This is a genomic window from Pseudomonas sp. PDNC002, from assembly GCF_016919445.1.
Classification (GTDB): domain Bacteria; phylum Pseudomonadota; class Gammaproteobacteria; order Pseudomonadales; family Pseudomonadaceae; genus Pseudomonas.
The window spans coordinates 1,782,738-1,801,018 of record NZ_CP070356.1 but is presented as its reverse complement, the minus strand read 5'-3'; the positions used below and the strand labels follow the sequence as shown (position 1 = coordinate 1,801,018).

At 64.2% G+C, this 18,281-nt stretch carries 20 protein-coding genes and 1 pseudogene; 2 read left to right on the top strand and 19 right to left on the bottom strand.

Annotated elements, in window-relative coordinates; translation table 11 throughout:
- Positions 1–793: 793 nt before the first annotated feature.
- The 11 genes and pseudogenes from JVX91_RS29185 to JVX91_RS08245 all read right to left on the bottom strand — a co-directional run.
- Positions 794–1,252 (bottom strand): annotated as a pseudogene (locus tag JVX91_RS29185) (phage tail protein); the annotation flags it as partial.
- A complete protein-coding gene (locus tag JVX91_RS08290; RefSeq protein WP_205338834.1) occupies positions 1,243–1,857 on the bottom strand; it encodes a phage tail protein I in 615 nt (204 codons plus the stop codon). The gene JVX91_RS08290 and the pseudogene JVX91_RS29185, both read right to left, overlap by 10 nt.
- Entirely contained in the window at positions 1,850–2,740 is an 891-nt protein-coding gene (locus JVX91_RS08285) for a baseplate J/gp47 family protein (protein ID WP_205338833.1), read from the bottom strand. The genes JVX91_RS08290 and JVX91_RS08285 overlap by 8 nt, the downstream gene beginning before the upstream one ends.
- Entirely contained in the window at positions 2,737–3,063 is a 327-nt protein-coding gene (locus tag JVX91_RS08280) for a GPW/gp25 family protein (protein WP_205338832.1), read from the bottom strand. Before JVX91_RS08280 ends, JVX91_RS08285 begins: the two co-directional genes overlap by 4 nt.
- A 110-nt stretch (positions 3,064–3,173) precedes the next feature.
- Complete coding sequence (locus tag JVX91_RS08275) at positions 3,174–3,737, bottom strand: phage baseplate assembly protein V (protein ID WP_205338831.1); 564 nt, start codon at positions 3,735–3,737, stop codon at positions 3,174–3,176.
- The gene (locus JVX91_RS08270; protein WP_205338830.1) at positions 3,734–4,264 is read right to left on the bottom strand and encodes a hypothetical protein; all 531 of its coding nucleotides are present in this window, start codon (positions 4,262–4,264) and stop codon (positions 3,734–3,736) included. Before JVX91_RS08270 ends, JVX91_RS08275 begins: the two co-directional genes overlap by 4 nt.
- Before the next feature lie 17 nt (positions 4,265–4,281).
- Positions 4,282–4,626: a phage holin family protein gene (locus tag JVX91_RS08265; protein WP_205338829.1), complete on the bottom strand. Its 345-nt coding sequence runs from the start codon at positions 4,624–4,626 to the stop codon at positions 4,282–4,284.
- Positions 4,627–5,083: 457 nt separating this feature from the next.
- Positions 5,084–5,851, bottom strand: coding sequence for a class I SAM-dependent methyltransferase (locus tag JVX91_RS08260; protein ID WP_205338828.1), 768 nt, complete (start codon positions 5,849–5,851; stop codon positions 5,084–5,086).
- Between the two features lie 210 nt (positions 5,852–6,061).
- Positions 6,062–6,544, bottom strand: coding sequence for a GNAT family N-acetyltransferase (locus JVX91_RS08255; RefSeq protein WP_205338827.1), 483 nt, complete (start codon positions 6,542–6,544; stop codon positions 6,062–6,064).
- Positions 6,545–6,627: 83 nt separating this feature from the next.
- Complete coding sequence (locus JVX91_RS08250) at positions 6,628–6,987, bottom strand: hypothetical protein (RefSeq protein WP_205338826.1); 360 nt, start codon at positions 6,985–6,987, stop codon at positions 6,628–6,630.
- Positions 6,988–7,006: 19 nt separating this feature from the next.
- On the bottom strand, positions 7,007–7,216 hold the full coding sequence (locus JVX91_RS08245) for a TraR/DksA C4-type zinc finger protein (protein WP_205338825.1): 210 nt from the start codon (positions 7,214–7,216) through the stop codon (positions 7,007–7,009).
- A gap of 416 nt (positions 7,217–7,632) precedes the next feature.
- On the opposite strand from JVX91_RS08245, the gene JVX91_RS08240 reads away from it, so the two are divergent.
- Both JVX91_RS08240 and JVX91_RS08235 read left to right on the top strand, forming a co-directional pair.
- Positions 7,633–8,403, top strand: coding sequence for a helix-turn-helix transcriptional regulator (locus JVX91_RS08240; RefSeq protein WP_205338824.1), 771 nt, complete (start codon positions 7,633–7,635; stop codon positions 8,401–8,403).
- A gap of 120 nt (positions 8,404–8,523) precedes the next feature.
- Positions 8,524–8,850, top strand: a complete 327-nt coding sequence (locus JVX91_RS08235; RefSeq protein ID WP_205338823.1) for a pyocin activator PrtN family protein — start codon at positions 8,524–8,526, stop codon at positions 8,848–8,850.
- Between the two features lie 307 nt (positions 8,851–9,157).
- Here the strand turns inward: JVX91_RS08235 and trpE are convergent, their stop codons facing one another.
- From trpE to JVX91_RS08195, 8 genes are all read right to left on the bottom strand, one after another.
- Positions 9,158–10,651, bottom strand: coding sequence for an anthranilate synthase component I (trpE, locus tag JVX91_RS08230; RefSeq protein WP_205338822.1), 1,494 nt, complete (start codon positions 10,649–10,651; stop codon positions 9,158–9,160).
- A gap of 75 nt (positions 10,652–10,726) precedes the next feature.
- Positions 10,727–11,545 (bottom strand): phosphoglycolate phosphatase, encoded by an 819-nt coding sequence (locus JVX91_RS08225; protein WP_205338821.1) that lies wholly within the window; start codon positions 11,543–11,545, stop codon positions 10,727–10,729.
- Positions 11,545–12,219, bottom strand: a complete 675-nt coding sequence (gene rpe / locus JVX91_RS08220; RefSeq protein ID WP_205338820.1) for a ribulose-phosphate 3-epimerase — start codon at positions 12,217–12,219, stop codon at positions 11,545–11,547. The genes JVX91_RS08225 and rpe overlap by 1 nt, the downstream gene beginning before the upstream one ends.
- A 193-nt stretch (positions 12,220–12,412) precedes the next feature.
- Positions 12,413–13,240: an ABC transporter permease gene (locus JVX91_RS08215; RefSeq protein ID WP_205338819.1), complete on the bottom strand. Its 828-nt coding sequence runs from the start codon at positions 13,238–13,240 to the stop codon at positions 12,413–12,415.
- Between the two features lie 13 nt (positions 13,241–13,253).
- Positions 13,254–14,501, bottom strand: a complete 1,248-nt coding sequence (locus tag JVX91_RS08210; protein WP_205338818.1) for an ABC transporter permease — start codon at positions 14,499–14,501, stop codon at positions 13,254–13,256.
- A gap of 241 nt (positions 14,502–14,742) precedes the next feature.
- On the bottom strand, positions 14,743–15,792 hold the full coding sequence (locus JVX91_RS08205; RefSeq protein ID WP_205338817.1) for an ABC transporter substrate-binding protein: 1,050 nt from the start codon (positions 15,790–15,792) through the stop codon (positions 14,743–14,745).
- A gap of 68 nt (positions 15,793–15,860) precedes the next feature.
- Positions 15,861–16,970 carry an ABC transporter ATP-binding protein gene (locus tag JVX91_RS08200; protein WP_205338816.1) on the bottom strand — a complete coding sequence of 370 codons (1,110 nt, stop codon included), beginning with the start codon at positions 16,968–16,970 and terminating at the stop codon, positions 15,861–15,863.
- A 189-nt stretch (positions 16,971–17,159) separates the two neighbouring features.
- On the bottom strand, positions 17,160–18,197 hold the full coding sequence (locus tag JVX91_RS08195) for an ABC transporter substrate-binding protein (RefSeq protein WP_205338815.1): 1,038 nt from the start codon (positions 18,195–18,197) through the stop codon (positions 17,160–17,162).
- Positions 18,198–18,281: the final 84 nt, after the last annotated feature.

Here is an 18,281-nt window from a genome sequence, read left to right as displayed (position 1 = left end):
AGCCAACGGTCGACTCGGCTTGGTACTCAGTCGCAACGACTGACCAGACGGAGCTCAACGCGAACGGAAAGTTAATCCGCACAGTCCCCTTGCCCTCACTATTGCCGGTAGAAATGACTGTGCCGAACATTCGCACCAGCCCCGTGGGCAAGCGTTCATACTTGACGGCGCCAGCCACGTTCAGGACCACAGACGCAGATCGCCAGACGTTTTCAGCATTAAAACGTGAGCTGATGCCGGACACGAGACCTGCGGGAGTTACAGCTCGCTCCGTGTCTGTGCCAGCTGCCGCTTCGGTAGTCGTTGCGAGTTCAACCAACCCAGCCCGAGCCTCGGTCGCTGTGCACGCCGCCAGGCTGGCAGGAGTAATCGCTCTGGTGGTGTCCGTCTTAGCCTGGACCTCTGCGGCAGTAGCCAACTCCACCAGCCCCGTGCGTGTGTCAGTCGCAGTTCGAGCGCTCAAACCCGCCGGCGTCACAGCACGCTCCGCATCCGCTCCGGACACTGTTTCAGCAGTGGTCGCGAGCTCCACCAATCCGGATGCATCCTCGGATGCCTTGCAGGAGGAAAGTCCAGCAGGCGTGACCGCTCGTGTGGTATCGATCTTGGCTTGCACCTCAGCAGCGCTTGCCAGCTCAATCAGGCCCGTGCGCGTTTCCGTGGCAGTTCGAGTTGCCAGTGAGGCAGGTGTAATGCTGTGAGTCGCCTCAGTGCCAGCCTGGACCTCTGCCGCTGTTGCCAGTTTGACAACCCCGAGGCTGGCTGCCGACGCCACTCGCGTCAGAAAAGCCGAATCGACATACTCCCGCGTCGCCAACACCACACTCGGATCGATCTTCAACTCCACCGAAGCAGCATTGCTGACGATCAGCACAATGCGCACGGTCTGGGTGCGGCCGCTGCCTTCGACCAGTTGCGGTTTGTAGGAGGGCGCGCAGTTGGCGTAGGCGATCAGCGCGCCGGCTTCGTCGTACAGGCCCATCTCGCGGATCCACCAGCCACCCACGTCTTCGGGGATGACCTGTTCGGCGATGATCTGCGAGCTGTTGGCCGCGTCGACGCTCAGGCGGTTCAGCGGCGCGCGGCGGACTTCGTTGACCAGTTGGGTGCGGCTGGCATCGGGGGTCGGCACGTTGCCGCCGCCGTCGCCGACGGCGAGCTGGGTGATTTTCAGGGTGGTGCCCAGCGCGGTGGCATTCGCCAGCTTGCCGGCACCGATCGTGGTGAGAAGTGCGTAGTAGGTTACTGCCATGGGTAGACACTCAAGCTATCGATGGTGTGCTCCCGTCCCGGCAAGCCGTGGCTGCCGAGTGCTTCGATCACATCCGGGAGGTAGGGATAGACGGTGACGATGTCGCCGTCGTATTGCCCGGAGCCGACGTTGATCCGCCCCTGGGATTCCAGGCTGATATCCAGCCCGATGAGGTGCCGCGTGAGCGGCTTGGCGTCTTCGATCAGACGCTCCACCTCTTCGTACATTTCTTCGCTGATGCCGCTGTCGAGCACGCCGATGCGCAGGCGGAAGGTGCCCGGCTCGCCCATGGGCGAGCCCTGCCACCATTCGATGATCTCGATCAGGTAACCCAGCGGTTCGATCACCCGCCGCAGTGCGGCGATGGTTCCCTTGTGCTGATGGATGCGGAACGCCGCGGCCACCGCCTTGCGCTTCACCGCCTCGCTCCAGGCCGGGTCCCAGCGGTCCACCGACCAGGCCCAGGCGAGATACGGCAGCAGTGCGACAGGGCAACGCTGCGGGTCCATCAGCTCACGCAGCGGTACCGGCAGATCGCCGACCTGCACATCGGCCAGCGCACGCTCCAGCGGCGTCGAGTTGATCGGCAGCAGACGGCTACTCATCGGAGCCACCGACGCGGATCTGGTAGCCGCTGCAGTACGCCGCCTGGGTGGAATCGAGCACCACGTCCGCCGCCGGCTTCGTTAGTTCGACACGCTGCACGCCTTCCACATGCAGGGCAGCGAACAGCGCACTGCGGCGGATATCCCGGCCAATGCGGCGCTGGGTGGCGATGTAGGTTTGTAGCGACGCCTCGGCGGCCTGCTGGATCAGCTCGGCCTCCGGACCGGGATAGATGTAGAGCACCGCGTCAACCTGGTAGGGAACGATGGCAGCGGACTGCACCGTGAGGCGGTCGCCCACCGGGCGCACGTCCTCATCGTTCAGTGCTTTGCGCACGGCCTGAAGCAACTCTTCCGAGGCGGCTCCATTGCCCTCGGAGGACAGCACGCTGACCAGCGCCTCGCATGGCTGCGGGCTGATCGCCGAGACATCGGCGATACGGCCATCGGCGCCGAGCGCAAAAGCCACGTAGGCGTTGCGCGGGCCTGCTACCGATAGCTGGTCGAATGCCAGTTGTGTGCGATTGCGCAGCGAATCGTCGCCCTCCAGCACTGCAGGGGTCAGCGGCGAGGTGGTGGCATCCGCTTCCTGGATCACCAGGCGCTTCACGTTGTATCCGGCAGCCAGTTGGTCGAGGTCACCCTGGGTCGCATAGCCGAGCATTACTGCACGGGCGGCGTCGTTGATCCGGGCGCGCAGCAGCAACTCGCGGTAGGCCGCCAGCTCCAGCAGCTTGAGCACCGGGTCGGACTCCACCGCCGCCGTCCAGCCCTCGCCCATGGCACTGCGGAAATCCGCCAGCAGCTCCGCGTAGAGCGTCTCGTAGTCGAGGATCTCAACGACCTCGGGTGCGGGAAGTTGGGACAGGTCGATCAGGCTCATGCCGCCACCTCCAGGCCGACTTCGTCGCCCAGATAGATACCCCGCAGGCGCAGCGACACGCTGCCGCCCACCACTGCCGTCACCTGCACCGAACTCAGGCGCAGGCGCGGCTCCCAGCGGCCGATGGCGCGGGCGACTTCCGCCTGCACCGCACCTTTCCAGCCTTCAGTCACCGGCAGGTCGACCATGCGTCGCAGGCGGCTGCCGTACTCGGGGCGCATACGCCGACTGCCCAGCGGCGTGCCGAGAATGTCCTCGATGGACTGCTTGAGGTGCGCCAGCCCGCTGAGCGGCTGGCCATTGCGTCGATCCATGCCGATCATGGCCGCGCCCTCCGCCGCTCGGGGTGCGCACGGGAAAAGTTGCCCATGGCGAATCTCCAGAAATGCAAAGGCCCGCACTTGGCGGGCCCGGGTTGAACGTCGAAAGGACGTCAGTGAGTGTGGTGATTGCTGTTGCCGGCGGTGTCCATGATCGAGCCGGTACTGCTGATATTGCCGTTCACCGTCAGCGCGCCCTTGATGCTCACCGGGCCAGTCAGCTGGATGCTCGCGGCGGTGACGCTGACCGCGCCGGGATCGATCACCACCTGCGTTCCGCCGACCTTTACCGTCGCGCTGCCGGCGGGTAACTGCAGGTCATAGCGATGCGCCTGCCAGTCATAGCTCAGCACGGCGCCGTCGGGAAAATGCCAGCTCTCGACCTCGCCGCGATTGTTCGGCGCAGCCGCTGCTGCCCCGAACAGACCGGGCACGAAGGTGCCCATTGCGGCCATGCCGGACGGGCTGAGCAGGACGCCCTGCTCGCCCAGGCTAGGCGCACGCCAGTGCCGCGCGGCGCCAGCGGCCTGGGCGTGCCAGCGCACCCAGGCGCTGGTCCATTCGCCGGAGCGCACACGCACCCGCGCTGCCGCCAGGTCCACCGCGACGACCTCGCAAGGCATGACCAGCGCGGCCAGCATGCGATCGTGCTCGGCACTCACATAGTCCTGATTCATTGCAGCGCTCCGGGATCGAAATAGTCGTCTTCGTGGCCGGGGCCGGTCTCGGGATCGAACCCCAGCACCAGGCTGCCCGGTGGCTGGTCTTCCCATGGCCATTCGGTCTCACCGAGCAGAACCGGTTGCTGCCACTCGACCAGCCAGACGCGGCACGTCGCCAGCGCCGGGCTGTCGTTGTCCGGCTGGGCCTGAACGAAACTCACCGGCTCCAATTCCAGTCCCCAGTTCTGCGCGCGCAGAAGCACGACCAGCGAGGCGACGCTACGCAGCGCGAGGGCCTCGGCTTGCGCGTCATCCTTCGTTACCAGGATGCGCGCCTGGAGCCGGCAGATCAGCGCCGTCTGCCCATTGCCAGGATCACGGCCAGGCAGCAGACCGGCGTACTCCAGCGCCAGCGCGGGGAGCGTCGTCGGCACCTGCTTCAGCGGGCCGCGCAGAACCGTGCCGATCTCGGTCAGTCGCGTGGACAGTACCTGCTCCACCGTGTCGAGCAGCAGGGCGAGGGTCAAAGGTTGTTCAGACATATCGTCTCCTTGCAGCTTCAATCTTGTCCGCGCTCGCTCGGCGGCAGTTCACAGACGCCCAGGCGCTTCGCCGCCCAGCGCTCGTAGAGCCCGACGGCGATCTCCGCGCCGGCCGCCGCCGTCAGGCTGCCGATGGCCGCGGCCAGCGTCAGCGACGCGCCGAAGTCCGTGGCGAGGAACATCACCGCCATGCCGCAGACGATCGAAGCGCCGGAGCGCAGCGCCAACCGGCGCAGCAACCTCCAACCGCCCAGCCCCGCCTTGTCGGCGCGCCACATTTCACCGCTGATGCCGCCCGCGACGGCAAGCAGGATCAGCCCCCACAGAGGCACGTCGGCCAGGGTCTGAGGTTCATTGCCCATTGGCTCACCTTGGATAAAGACGCCCGCGAACGGGCGAAACCGGCGGCTATCAGCCAACCGGGGATGGCTGCCGGCCTGACTGCCGGCCATCCGCCGAACACGGCGGATCGAAAAAACGCGGGCATGAAAAAGCCCGGCTCAATGGCCGGGCTTTTCGAGGTTTCGCGTTGTGCTCCCTGGGGACGCACCTTTACAAGAATGACTACTTTTTACCCCCCGATTCCCGCCGGAACAAGGCTTCCTCGGCAATGCGCTGCAATAGGCAGGGGACGCACCGGCAACAGCCTTTCATATACCGTCATGGCTTCATCGAATGTCAGAGCAAGGGCCAACGAAAGCACGTCTTCAGTGCTATGTGCTCAGCCGTCCTTTCAGCACCGCGAGCCAAAGCCACCCCTGAATAAAAATGCAGCGAAGGCTCGAGAGCCCTCCTGCATTTATTCGGGTCGATCAGTCCTTACTGGAAGCGCGCGAAATAGTCACCACCACCGATCCGGTTGCCGAGCAGGTAACCCAACTGGCCCACATCGAACTCTTGTGGGGTGCTGGCCTGCCCTTTGCGTACGACCACGAAACCGTCGTTGACGATGACCTCATCGATCAATTCAGGATGGCTGACGCTTGCCAGGAGGATCTCGATCACCAGATTGGCCAACGAGCACTTTCCAGCGAAAGGCTTCTTCAAGTCTGCGACTTCCACTGGTTGGTGAGCCCATGCCCAGTCTTCGATCACGTAGCGACCTCCGGCCTTGAGCCGGGGGAACAGCGTATTGAAGGAGATACGCGACTCCTCAAGGTAATGCGAAGCGTCGTCCACCACCAAGTCCAACGGTTCGCCGGCGAACTCGGATTCACAAATGGCGATCAGGCGGGCGCTGTCAGCCTGGTTCACACCGTAGAAGGCACTAGCCTGACCAGCGGCATGCTCGGCAATGTATCGATCCAGTTGCGCAGCCGGCTTCTCCATGAAGTCGATGGCGACCAACCGAGCCGGCTGGAAGAACTCGTTGAGGAAGACCGTACTGCCACCACGGAAGATACCGAGTTCGAAAATATTGCGGTAAGGCTGCCCGGTCAGGTGCTCGACGTACTTGTCGATATAACGGCGGGGTTTGCCCAGGATGAAGCCATCCGCCTCCTTCAGCGAGAACAGATCGGACAGTTGCCGGATGGTCTGGAAGGTGTGGGTTCGAATGGAGAAACGGTGATCATCCCATACAAGCATGGACAGTCCTTTCCGACACTTCTTATCGTTGATTATCAGCAGCCGCTGTCGGCCGCCATCGGAGGTAAGCGAGCGCTACTGTATAGGCTACAAGACGCTACGTCAGCAGTCGTTGATCTCGCGAGTGCGGATGCCCCTCGGTGATGCCGCGCGGGCTTGTACCGGGAGGAGCTGGCTGAAGGACGAGGTCATGAATCGAAACTGTTCGGATCAGCGACCGGAAAGCGGCTTACCCAGCAGCACAGTGGTGAAGCCACTCTGCCACTCTTCATCGGGATAGAAATCCAGCTCGAGGTAGCCGTGCCGGCGATAAAATGAGCGGGCCTGCTGGTTGAAGGTATCAGTTTCGAGACGGACATCCGCGTGACCTGCCGCTGCGATGGCAGCTTCCGCGTGACGCAGCAACGCGGCACCCACTCCAAGGTGCTGATTGACGGGCGAGACATGCAGCGCATCGATGAAGTCGTCTCTCCAGTCGACCAGGCCGACCACCTCGCCGTCGATGCAGGCAACCCGCAAGTACGGCAAGCGCTCACGCACATAGGCGACGGTATGCGCAGATGACTCGAAGCGCGCGATGGCTTCGGCGCTGAGCTCAGGCTTCCAGGTGGCTTCGTAGGTTTCGCCGAGGATGCGTACGATGGCATCGGCGTCTGCCGGTTCGGCATGACGGATGGAGATGGGTGTTTTCATGGGCTGCGAGCATAGCGCAACGTCGCTCGCGGAAAACACGAAGCCCGGCGCAGGGCCGGGCTTCGGATGAGGGGCGGAAAGATTCAGGCTACGCGACGCATCAACCGCGACTGGATGCTCTGGTGCGCCACATGCAGACGCAGGTAGAAGGTATTGCGGCTGCAGCGGCAGTGTCGATATTTCTGCGTGGCCTCGCTGTCGCGGTTGAGGTAGTGCTCGGTGACGACGTCCTTCTGCTCGTCCGGCAGCTGGTTGATGATCAGGTCCAGTTCGGCGACGCGGTCGAGGATCACCTTGCTGCCCCGGGTGCCGCGGATCATCTCGCCCTTGTTGGCGATCATCATCGCCAGCAGGTTGCCTCCGGCGTAACCACCGCCAGCGCTTCCCGGATTGTGCATCTCCTCGGCCCAGAGCTTGAGCATTTCATCGATCGGCTTGATCACGGCGTTTCTCCCTGGCGGCTCAGTGCCGCCGCTCCAGTTCGTCCATTGCCTGGCAGCCGATGCAGCGCGTGCAGCCCGGCGCGGCCAGTCGACGTGCCGGGGGAATATCGTCGCCGCAGTCCTCGCAGGACTCGGCGGAGCTGAGCGCCATGCGGGAACGGCGGCTGTGCAGCAGATCCTCGATGCGGTCGAGCACCAGGTCGTTGGCGTAGTCGGCAATATCAGCCACGGCGCACCTCCCCATCGGCGGTATGAGTGGAACGCCTGGTGTGTTGCAGGTGTTGATTCATGAAGCTCCTCCTGGCGACCTGCCCTCCTTGGTCGCCGAGCCTTCGGTCGGCCTGTGGTGGTCAGTCGCGATCTGTTCGTCGCGGACGCCTGACCATCGTGGCGGCGTCCCTTGCCGGTGCGCGGGCGGCGCCTCCCTGGCCCGCCCGCACCCTCCAGCCTGCTCCGTGCATCACGGTCCGCAGGCAACCCGCGGCGTCCTTGCCGCGTTGAGGGGGAAGCCGTCCGCTTCCCGTCAGCCCGTGCCGATTTCGCATGTACTCGGTGGGCTGCTGGCTTTTATGATTACAACTATAGCTATATTTAGTCAACACCAAAGCTATTTACAGCCTACAACCCAGGAGGTAGAGTGCCCCCATGGAAAACTCACCCTCATCGACGCTGGCAGACCGCCTCAAACAGGCGATGGCCTCGCGTAACCTGAAGCAGGAAACACTGGCCGAAGCCGCCGGGGTTTCGCAGAACACCATCCACAAGCTGACCTCGGGGAAAGCGCAGAGCACGCGCAAGCTGATCGAGATCGCCAGCGCCCTGGGCGTCTCGCCGACCTGGCTGGCCACCGGCGAAGGCACACCGACGGCAAGCGCCAGCGCACCGGTGATGCGACCGGTCGATGGCAGCCCGCTGCAACTGGAACCGCTGCACCCATGGGATAGCGATACGCCGCTGGACGAGGACGAAGTGGAACTACGCCTGTACAAGGAAGTGGAGCTGGCGGCCGGCGCCGGCCGTACCGCAGTACGCGAGATAGAGGGGCGCAAGCTGCGCTTCTCGTACGCCACCCTGCGCGCCGCGGGGGTCGATCCGGCGGCGGCGATCTGCGCCCAGCTCACCGGCAACAGCATGGAGCCGCTGATCATGGATGGCTCCACCATTGGCATCGACACGGCCACCACGCACATCACCGACGGCGAGATCTACGCCCTGGAGCACGAAGGCATGCTGCGGGTGAAGTTCGTCTATCGCCTGCCCGGCGGCGGCATCCGCCTGCGCAGCTTCAACCGTGATGAATACCCCGACGAGGAGTACCCGCCGGAGCAGTTCGACAGCGGACAGATCCGCATGATCGGCTGGGTGTTCTGGTGGTCCACGGTGCGTCATCGCCGCGCGCCGACCCTGGTTCGCTGAGCCATTGCGCAGGAAAAGAACCCCGCTTCGGCGGGGTTTTCTTTGCGCGGCGATTGAAGAAAAATACAACCTTTGCTATATTTGGTTCTGTCGCCACAACCATCGGAACAGGAGAGTCCCATGCAGTCGACCGCCGATATTCGCCCCGCCCCGCGCCCGGAGACGGTGAGCCTGGTCTATCAGATTTTCGGGGACGTCCTGGTGCCGCTGGAACAGGTACGCGAGCGCTGGTTCCGCAACCTGAACCGGGAGAACTTCAGCAAGGCGCTGTCCTGCGGGCGCATCGCCCTGCCGGTGACCACGCTGGATGACAGCCACAAGGCGATGCAGTACGTCGCAGTGGACCACCTCGCCGCCTACGTGGAGGAGCGCTCGCTGCAGGCGAATGCCGCCCTGGTTCAGCGCAAGGCGAATCTGCAGGTGGTTGAGGCGCGGCAGGCGGGGTGAGCAGGATTTCTACAAGAGCCACCGGCCAGGCTCCTCAGCGATGAACAGCCCTCACCCCAACCCTCTCCCAGAGGGAGAGGGGGCAGAATGTGACGGCTGACATTGTGGTTTCATCCTGCATGGAACGCTGCCTCTCTCCCGTTTGAGGGAGCGCGGCGCCAAGGCGAGGGGGAGAAGCTCTTGAACCTGTAGGAGCGGACTCCGTCCGCGATGGCTCCCGGCGCGGCTCGTAGCTATCGCGGACGGAGTCCGCTCCTACGAAAAGAAAAAGCCCCGCCGAAGCGGGGCTTTTCATCCAACCACGAACTCAATCGCGGCCATACACCTTGGCAGTATGCTCAGCCAGCGCCACGGCCCGGAACATCGCGCGGCGCTTGTTGATGGTTTCTTCCCACTCGGCTGCCGGTACGGAGTCGGCGACGATACCGCCACCGGCCTGGACGTGGAGTTCGCCATTCTTGATCACCGCGGTGCGGATGGCGATGGCGGTATCCATGTTGCCGTTCCACGCGAGATAGCCCACGGCACCGCCGTAGACGCCACGCTTGACCGGCTCCAGCTCGTCGATGATTTCCATGGCGCGGATCTTCGGCGCGCCGGACAGGGTGCCGGCCGGCAGGATGGCGCGCAGGGCGTCCATCGCCGAGAGCTCCGGCTTGAGCTGGCCGTTCACGTTGGAAACGATGTGCATGACGTTGGAGTAGCGCTCGATGACCATCTGTTCGGTGACCTTCACGCTGCCGGTCTGCGACACGCGACCGACGTCGTTGCGGCCCAAGTCGATGAGCATCAGGTGCTCGGCGATTTCCTTGGCGTCGGACAGCAGGTCCTCTTCCAGCGCGCGGTCGGCTTCTTCGGTCGCGCCACGCGGGCGGGTACCGGCGATGGGGCGCACGGTGACTTCGCCATCTTCGACACGCACCAGCACTTCCGGCGAGCTGCCGACAACATGGAAGTCGCCGAAGTTGAAGAAGTACATGTACGGCGTCGGGTTGAAGCAGCGCAGCGCGCGGTACAGGTCGATGGGCGCGGCGCTGAAGTCGATGGACATGCGCTGCGACGGCACGACCTGCATGCAGTCACCGGCGAGGATGTACTCCTTCACGGTATCCACCGCCCGCTCGTAGTCCTCGCGGGTGAAGCTGGCGCGGAACTGCGGCTCCGGCGCGTTGACCGCGCTGAAGTCCAGGCCGCGGCGCGGGGTGATCGGCTGGCGCAGGCGCTCCAGCAGTTCATCCAATTGCGCCAGGCCCTTGTCGTAGGCGTCGGCCTGGGCTGGGTCGGCGAGAACGATCGCGTGCATCTTGCCGGCCAGGTTGTCGAACACGACTACCGCGTCGGACACCATCAGCAGGATGTCCGGATTATTCAGCGGGTCCGGGTTCGGGCACTGCGCCAGGCGCTGCTCGACGTAGCGCACGCAGTCATAGCCGAAGTAACCCACCAGGCCGCCGTTGAAGCGCGGCAGACCGGCGATGGTCGGCACGCGGTAGCGCTCCTTGAACTCCTCGACGAAGGCCAGCGGATCGGCGCATTCGAAGCTCTCGGTCTCGACGCCGTCGACCTTGATGCTTGCCTGATGGCCATAGACGCGCAGCACGGTGCGGCTGGGCAGGCCGATGATGGAATAACGGCCCCACTTCTCGCCGCCCTGAACGGACTCGAGCAGGTAGGTGTTGGCGCCATCGGCGAGCTTCAGGTAGATCGACAGCGGGGTGTCGAAGTCAGCCAGGGTTTCGCAGGTGAGCGGAATACGGTTATAGCCTTCGGCGGCCAGGCGCTGGAATTCTTCGCGGGTCATGATCAGCCTCGTGGAATGAGGAGGAATACGGACAAGAGGTGCACACACGTGCCGGGCGTACCGGCCGAAAGGATGTCAGGCGCGCCAGCGCCAGCGGGCCAGGGCCTTGATGACTTTCATCCAGAGTGTGTGGGGAGCCGTTTCCACGGTGCTGTCTCGCTGAGCGGGTTTTGAAGCGGAGTCGGGCAACACTATCGCTTTGCCCGAGTCGAAGCAAGGCAGCAGATGGCGCAGATCGTCCAGCACCAGCGTCGGGGTTTCCTCGGCGATGGGCCGTCCGTGGTTGTAGCCGTAGCTCAGGCCCACGCTGCGTACGCCGGCGGCCTTGGCGGCGAGGATATCGTTGCGCGAGTCGCCGACGAACAGCGCCTGCTCCGCCGACACGCCGGCCATCTTCATCACGAACAGCAGCGCGGCCGGATCGGGTTTCTGCTGCGGCAGGGTGTCGCCACCGATGATCCAGCGGAAGAACTTGCCCAGCTTCATCTCGTCCAGCAGGGGCGCGACGAAGCGCTCGGGCTTGTTGGTGATCAACGCCAGCTCGACGCCGCGCTTCTTCAGCCACTTCAGGGTCTCGATGACGCCGGGATAGACCACGGTCAGCGCATGACTGTCGGCGTAGGCGTCCATGAAGAGTTCCAGTGCGCGCTCGGTCTCTTCCTCGCTGACACTGTCATGCTCGATGTCGCCCGCCAGCGCGCGGCGCACCAGCACGCGCGCTCCGTTACCGACCCAGTGACGCACCGCGTCCAGGCCGGCCGGCTGGCGCCCGAGCGCCAGCAGCATCTTGTCCACCGCCGCAGCGAGGTCGGGGACCGAATCCACCAGGGTGCCGTCCAGGTCGAACATCACCAGGCGCGGCAGCCCGGCGAACGGCAGTTGTGCAGCGCTCATCACTTGCGCGCCTGCGCCAGCTCGGCATGCATGGCGCGGATGACCTCGGCGTAGTCCGGTGCGTTGAAGATGGCGGAGCCAGCGACGAAGGTGTCGGCACCAGCAGCGGCGATCTCACGAATGTTCTTCACGTTCACCCCGCCGTCGATTTCCAGACGGATATCGCGGCCGGAAGCGTCGATCAGCGCGCGGGCTTCGCGCAGCTTGTCGAGGGTGCCGGGGATGAACTTCTGCCCGCCGAAGCCGGGGTTCACGCTCATCAGCAGGACCATGTCGATCTTGTCCATCACGTACTTGAGCGCTTCCAGCGAGGTGGCCGGGTTGAACACCAGGCCGGCCTTGCAGCCACCGTCCTTGATCAGTTGCAGGGAACGGTCGATGTGCTGGGTAGCTTCGGGGTGGAAGGTGATGTAGGTGGCGCCGGCTTCGATGAAGTCGCCGATGATGCGGTCCACCGGGGAAACCATCAGGTGCACGTCGATGGGCGCGGTGACGCCGTACTTGCGCAGGGCCGTGCAGACCATCGGGCCGATGGTCAGGTTCGGCACGTAGTGGTTGTCCATCACGTCGAAGTGGACGATGTCGGCACCGGCGGCGAGCACCTTGTCGACGTCCTCACCCAGGCGGGCGAAGTCGGCGGACAGGATCGACGGAGCGATGGCGTAGGGTTGCATGGCGCACCTCTGTGGGCGATATCACGGATGGCGCGCATTGTAGCCGCTCACGCGGCACGAGGGGGATTCGACCGATGGTCGAGCGGAAAGTGCGAGATTGGCGGGGAAAATCGGAGGGCAAAAAAAGATCGCGGATCGATCCCGCCGCCGTGGGTGAGCACGGCGACGGAACCGTCCGCGAAACACTGTGAACTCAGGAAGTCGGGGCGGTACGCAGTTTCTCGCTGCGGCCGCGCAGCCACTCGAGGGTCAGCAGGAGCAGGACGGAGAAACCGATCAGCAGGGTCGCCGCGGCGGCAATGGTCGGGCTGAGGTTCTCGCGGATGCCGCTGAACATCTGGCGCGGCAACGTCGCTTGCTCAGGGCCGGCGAGGAACAGGGTCACCACCACTTCATCGAAGGACGTGGCGAAGGCGAACAACGCACCGGAAATCACGCCCGGAGCGATCAGCGGCAGGGTGACCTTGAAGAAGGTCAGCACCGGCGGCGCGCCCAGGCTGGCGGCGGCGCGCACCAGGTTGTAGTTGAAGCCCTGCAGGGTGGCCGACACGGTGATGATCACGAACGGCACACCGAGCACCGCGTGGACGATGATCAGCGAGATGTAGCTGTTGCCCAGGCCCAGCGGCGCGAAGAACAGGTAGCTCGCCACGCCGATGATCACCACCGGCACGACCATCGGCGAGATCACCAGGCTCATGATCAGCGCCTTGCCGCGGAACTCGCCGCGGGTCAGGCCGATCGACGCCAGGGTGCCGAAGACCATCGCCAGCACGGTGGCCGCCGGGGCGACGATGATGCTGTTGGTCAGCGCACGCATCCACTCGGCGGAGTTGAAGAAGTCGGCGTACCAGCGCAGGGAGAAACCCTGCAGCGGGTAGACCAGGAAGGTGCCGGAGTTGAACGACAGCGGCACGATGACCAGCACCGGCAGCACCAGGAACAGCAAGATCAGGCCGCAGAGGATGCGCAGGGTGTAGAACCACACGCGCTCGACCGGGGACATGTAGGGACTCAGCATCTTCTTATTCTCCTCAGCCCAGGCGCAGGCGGCTCGCGCCCACCAGCCAGCCATAGATCACGTAGAGCACCAGGGTGGCGAACAGCAGCAGGCCGCCCAGGGCCGTGGCCATGCCCCAGTTGATGGTGGTGTTGGTGTAGAAGGCGACGAAGTAGCTGACCATCTGGTCGTTCGGGCTGCCCAGCAGCGCCGGGGTGATGTAGTAGCCGATCGACAGGATGAACACCAGCAGGCAACCGGCGCCGACACCGGCCACGGTCTGCGGGAAGTAGACCTTCCAGAAGCTGGCGAACGGGTGGCAGCCCAGGGAAATCGCCGCACGCATGTAGCTGGGGGAAATGCCCTTCATCACGCTGTAGATCGGCAGGATCATGAACGGCAGCATGATGTGGACCATGGAGATGTACACGCCGGTGCGGTTGAACACGAGCTGCAGCGGCTGGTCGATCAGGCCCATCTTCAGTAGCGCGCCGTTGATCAGGCCGCCCGACTGCAACAGCACGATCCACGCGGCGACACGCACCAGGATCGAGGTCCAGAACGGCAGCAGCACCATGATCATCAGCAGGTTGGATTTGCGGGTCGGCAGGATCGCCAGCAGGTAGGCCAGCGGGTAGGCCAGCGCCAGGCAGATCAGGGTGATCACCGCGCCCATCCAGAAGGTCCGGGCGAAGATGTCCAGGTAGATCGACTGGTCAGGCGTGGCGCGGGCGATCTCGCCCAGGTCGTCGATGCGGTGATCGAGTGCCGCCAGCAGGTAATAAGGAGTGACGGAGCTGGCGTTGCGGCGGATCGCCTGCCAGTAGGCCGGGTCGCCCCAGCGCTCGTCGAGGGCTTCCATCGCGTCCTTGTACGACGCCGGCTGCTCCTTGAACGGCAATGCGCGGGCGGTCTTGGACAGCAGACTGCGATAGCCGGCCAGTTCCATGTTCAGGCGCTTGGAGAGGTCACCGATGGTCTGGTTCTTGCGCGCGGCGACCAGGTCGTCGCTCAGCGCCTTGTACACCGCATCCGCGGGCAGCGATTTGCCGTCCCAATCGGAGATGGCGTTAACGGTCAGCGGCAGCGCGCCGACGACCTCGGGGTTGTTCACGCTCTTGTAGAGCAGCGCCGCGATGGGCACCAGGAAGGTCAGCAGCAGGAAGACCAGCAGGGGCAGCACCAGCGCCTGGGACTTCAGACGGTTCATCCGCTCCGCGCGCGCAAGGCGCTGCTTGAGGGTGGGGCCGGCGACCTCGTTCAAAGACACAGCGGTGGCCATAGCGAACTCCGGTAAAACGGGCCGCCCGGGAGCGGCCAAGGTGTGGTGTCAGGAGGAACCGCCGCGAGGGGGAACGGCGGTTCCGGTCCATCGCGGCTCGGGCAGCCGCGACGGTGGGGACGTTACGCGAGTCGTCGACAAAACTGAGCGAAGCGGTTCTGGCTAGGCGCCTGGCCGCAGACAGTACCTGTCAGTACGGCAAGGCCAGGCAACAACGCCAGAACAGTTTTGCCGGCGACTCTTACTTGGCAGCCCAGGCGTTGAAGCGCTGTTCCAGCTGCTCGCCGTAGTCAGCCCAGAAGGTCACGTCCATGCCCACCTGGCCCTGCATGTTTTCCGGGGTGGTCGGCATGTCTTTCAGCAGGTCCTTGCTCAGCAGCGGTACGGCGTTCTTGTTGACCGGGCCGTAGGCGATGTTCTCGGAGTAGGTCTTCTGCTGCTCGGGCTGGACCGAGAAGGCGATGAACTTGAGGCTCTCGTCCTTCTTCTTGGCGCCTTTCGGGATGGCCCAGGCGTCGAAGTCGTAGATGCCGCCGTTCCAGACGATCTTCAGGTTGCTCTCTTTCTGCACGGCGGCGATGCGGCCGTTGTAGGCGGAGCTCATGACCACGTCACCGGAGGCGAGGTACTGCGGCGGCTGGGCGCCGGCTTCCCACCACTGGATGCTCGGCTTGATCTGGTCGAGTTTCTTGAAGGCGCGGTCCTGGCCTTCCTTGGTGGCCAGCACCTTGTAGACGTCCTTGGGCGCGACGCCGTCGGCCATCAGGGCGAATTCCAGGGTGTACTTGGCGCCCTTGCGCAGGCCGCGCTTGCCCGGGAACTGCTTGGTATCCCAGAAATCGGCCCAGCTGGTCGGAGCGGTCTTCAGCTTGTCGGCGTTGTAGGCCAGCACGGTGGACCAGACGAAGAAGCCGACGCCGCAGTTGCTGACGGCGCCCGGCACGTAGTCTTCGGCCTTGCCGAGGATGGCCGGGTCGATCTCTTCGAACAGGCCTTCGTCACAGCCGCGGGCCAGTTCCGGCGATTCGACTTCCACCAGGTCCCAGGAGACGCTGTTGGTGTCGACCATGGCCTTCACCTTGGCCATCTCGCCGTTGTATTCGCCGGCGACGATCTTGTTGCCAGTGGACTTTTCGTAGGGCTCGTAGAACGCCTTCACCTGGGCGTTCTTGTTGGCGCCGCCGAAGGACACCACGGTCAGGTCGGTGGCGGCCATGGACTGGGCTGCAAAGGCCACGCCCAGAGTCAGCGCTGCGAGTTTGAGCCCCGATGCTTTCAAGGACTTCGACATTATTGTTGTCTCCACAGTGTGCAGTTTGTTTTTCTTGGATGCGTCCGGGAGTGGCCGGTCCGCTTTCGTTACGCCGCGGACAGTGGATCGAGCGCGCGGACGTGCTCGACTTCCCAGCCCAGCGGAACCACGTCGCCAACACTGAGCGCGGGGTCGAGCTCGGCGATCGGCTGTTTGACGAAGAAATCGGTACGGCCGCAGACCTCCAGGCGGATGCGCACGTGGTCACCCAGGTAGATGAACTCGGCGACGCGGCCGGAGAAGCGGTTCACGCAGTTTTCGCTGTGGCCGTTGAGGCGCACGCGCTCAGGGCGGATCGACAGGCTGACGGTGTCACCGACGTTGCCGACGTTGACCGCCAGCGCCTCGACCTTCTCGCCACGGGCCAGGCCCACGGTGCAGCGATCGCCATCGCGGGCCTGGAGTTGGCCGGCAATGCGGTTGTTCTCGCCGATGAAGTTGGCGACGAAGGAGTTGCGCGGGTGCTCGTAGAGCTCGGCCGGCGGGGCGATCTGCTGGATCTCGCCCTGGTGGAACACCGCCACGCGGTCGGACATGGTCAGCGCTTCGCCCTGGTCGTGGGTCACGTAGACCACGGTGACGCCCAGGCGCTGGTGGATGTGCTTGATCTCCATCTGCATGTGTTCACGCAGCTGTTTATCCAGCGCACCCAGAGGTTCGTCCATCAGCACCAGTTGCGGCTCGAAGACCAGCGCGCGGGCCAGGGCCACACGCTGTTGCTGGCCACCGGAGAGCTGGGCGGGATAACGACCGGAGAAGGAGTCGAGCTGGACCATCGACAGCGCGCGCTTTACCCGCTCGCTCACATCGGTCTTGCTCATGCCGCGCACGGAGAGCGGGAAGGCCAGGTTCTCGGCCACCGTCATGTGCGGGAACAGGGCATAGTTCTGGAACACCATGCCGATGTCGCGCTTGTGCGGGGGGACGTTGTTGATGGCGCGGCCGGCGAGCTGGATTTCACCGGCGGTCGGAGTTTCGAAACCGGCCAGCATCATCAGGCTGGTGGTCTTGCCGGAACCGGACGGCCCCAGCAGTGTCAGGAATTCGCCTTTGCGAATGTCCAGATTGAGGTCCTTCACGATGAGGGATTCGCCGTCGTAGCTCTTCTGCACGCCACGGAAACTCACCAGCACATCGTTTGCCTGATTCTCGGCCATCACCGCACCTTTGTTTTTTTGTAAATGCCGTTGATCTCAAGACTAGAGAAGCAACACCTACGCGCAAATCGGGCGGTATGAGAGATTGCTATAAGGCTTAGAGAGGATGCTTTGTAGGGCTCGCCCTACAAAAAGAGGCCGAACTGAAATGCCAGGCCCACCGTGCGGTAGGGGGCCTGGCAGACCGCCTCAGCGCTTGACCCAGACCTGGAAGCGCTTCTCCAGCGCGTCGCCGTGCTCGGTCCAGAACGCTACATCCATGCCCACGGCATTGGCGATGTTCTGCGGCGCGGTGGGCAGGTTGGCGGCCACGTCCGGCGCCAGCAGCTCCACGGCCTTGCGGTTGGTCGGGCCGTAGGCGATGTTCTCGGCGAAGGCTTTCTGCTGCGTCGGCTGGCTGGCGAAGTTGACGAACTGTTCGGCCAGCTCCTTCTTGAACACGCCCGAGGGCAGTGCCCAGAAATCGAAGTCGTAGATGCCGCCGGCCCAGACCATGCGGAAGCCCTTCTGCTCGCCCTGCGCGGCGGCAATGCGGCCGTTGTAGGCGGAGCTCATCACCACGGTGCCGTCGGCGAGATCGCGTACCGGGTCCTGCCCGGACTTCCACCAGTTGATGTTCGGCTTGAGTTCGTCGAGCTTGCGGAAAGCGCGATCGACACCGTCGTTGGTGGACAGCACCTTGTAGACGTCCTTGGGCGCAACGCCGTCGGCCATCAGGGCGAATTCCAGGCTGTACTTGGCGCCCCAGCGCAGGCCGCGCTTGCCTGGGAATTTCCTGGTGTCCCAGAAATCCGCCCAACTGCTGGGCGTGCCCTGCAGCTTGCTCTGGTTGTAGGCCAGCAGCGTGGTCCAGACGAAGATACCGACGCCGCACGGCTGCACGGCGCCCGGGACGAAGTCGGCGACATTGGTCAGCGTCTTGGGGTCGAGCTTCATGAACAGCCCTTCCTCGCAGCCACGAGCGAGTTCCGGGGCCTCGACCTCCACCACATCCCAGGACACATGGCTGATTTCCACCATGCGCTTGAGCTTGGCCAGGTCGCCGTTGTAGGAGCCATGCACGACGGCGTTGCCGGTCACTTCCTTGAACGGTTTGTAGAAGGCCGCCTCCTGGGCTTCCTTGTTCGCGCCACCGAAGGAAATCACCGTGACGTAGTCCGCCAGCGCCGGCATCGCAGCGCTCCCCAGCAGGCCGAACAGCAGCCCTCCCCTTACCGCTCGCAACATCTTCTTCTCCTTGTTATCACGACGTACCGCATGAAGCGGGCAATCATTCCCTGCCTCACGCCCGCTAGATAGACGGTTTGTTAC

Bases quoted from the DNA above. Each gene is read 5' to 3' on its own strand.
- JVX91_RS08255 (WP_205338827.1), bottom strand. From the start codon at position 6,544: ATGAAAACACCCATCTCCATCCGTCATGCCGAACCGGCAGACGCCGAT.
- JVX91_RS08195 (WP_205338815.1), bottom strand. From the start codon at position 18,197: ATGTTGCGAGCGGTAAGGGGAGGGCTGCTGTTCGGCCTGCTGGGGAGC.
- JVX91_RS08290 (WP_205338834.1), bottom strand. From the start codon at position 1,857: ATGAGTAGCCGTCTGCTGCCGATCAACTCGACGCCGCTGGAGCGTGCG.
- JVX91_RS08260 (WP_205338828.1), bottom strand. From the start codon at position 5,851: ATGCTTGTATGGGATGATCACCGTTTCTCCATTCGAACCCACACCTTC.
- JVX91_RS08205 (WP_205338817.1), bottom strand. From the start codon at position 15,792: ATGTCGAAGTCCTTGAAAGCATCGGGGCTCAAACTCGCAGCGCTGACT.
- rpe (WP_205338820.1), bottom strand. From the start codon at position 12,219: ATGCAACCCTACGCCATCGCTCCGTCGATCCTGTCCGCCGACTTCGCC.
- JVX91_RS08275 (WP_205338831.1), bottom strand. From the start codon at position 3,737: ATGAATCAGGACTATGTGAGTGCCGAGCACGATCGCATGCTGGCCGCG.
- JVX91_RS08240 (WP_205338824.1), top strand. From the start codon at position 7,633: ATGGAAAACTCACCCTCATCGACGCTGGCAGACCGCCTCAAACAGGCG.
- JVX91_RS08235 (WP_205338823.1), top strand. From the start codon at position 8,524: ATGCAGTCGACCGCCGATATTCGCCCCGCCCCGCGCCCGGAGACGGTG.
- JVX91_RS08200 (WP_205338816.1), bottom strand. From the start codon at position 16,970: ATGGCCGAGAATCAGGCAAACGATGTGCTGGTGAGTTTCCGTGGCGTG.
- JVX91_RS08210 (WP_205338818.1), bottom strand. From the start codon at position 14,501: ATGGCCACCGCTGTGTCTTTGAACGAGGTCGCCGGCCCCACCCTCAAG.
- JVX91_RS08280 (WP_205338832.1), bottom strand. From the start codon at position 3,063: ATGATCGGCATGGATCGACGCAATGGCCAGCCGCTCAGCGGGCTGGCG.
- JVX91_RS08215 (WP_205338819.1), bottom strand. From the start codon at position 13,240: ATGCTGAGTCCCTACATGTCCCCGGTCGAGCGCGTGTGGTTCTACACC.
- JVX91_RS08265 (WP_205338829.1), bottom strand. From the start codon at position 4,626: ATGGGCAATGAACCTCAGACCCTGGCCGACGTGCCTCTGTGGGGGCTG.
- JVX91_RS08225 (WP_205338821.1), bottom strand. From the start codon at position 11,545: ATGAGCGCTGCACAACTGCCGTTCGCCGGGCTGCCGCGCCTGGTGATG.
- JVX91_RS08270 (WP_205338830.1), bottom strand. From the start codon at position 4,264: ATGTCTGAACAACCTTTGACCCTCGCCCTGCTGCTCGACACGGTGGAG.
- JVX91_RS08285 (WP_205338833.1), bottom strand. From the start codon at position 2,740: ATGAGCCTGATCGACCTGTCCCAACTTCCCGCACCCGAGGTCGTTGAG.
- trpE (WP_205338822.1), bottom strand. From the start codon at position 10,651: ATGACCCGCGAAGAATTCCAGCGCCTGGCCGCCGAAGGCTATAACCGT.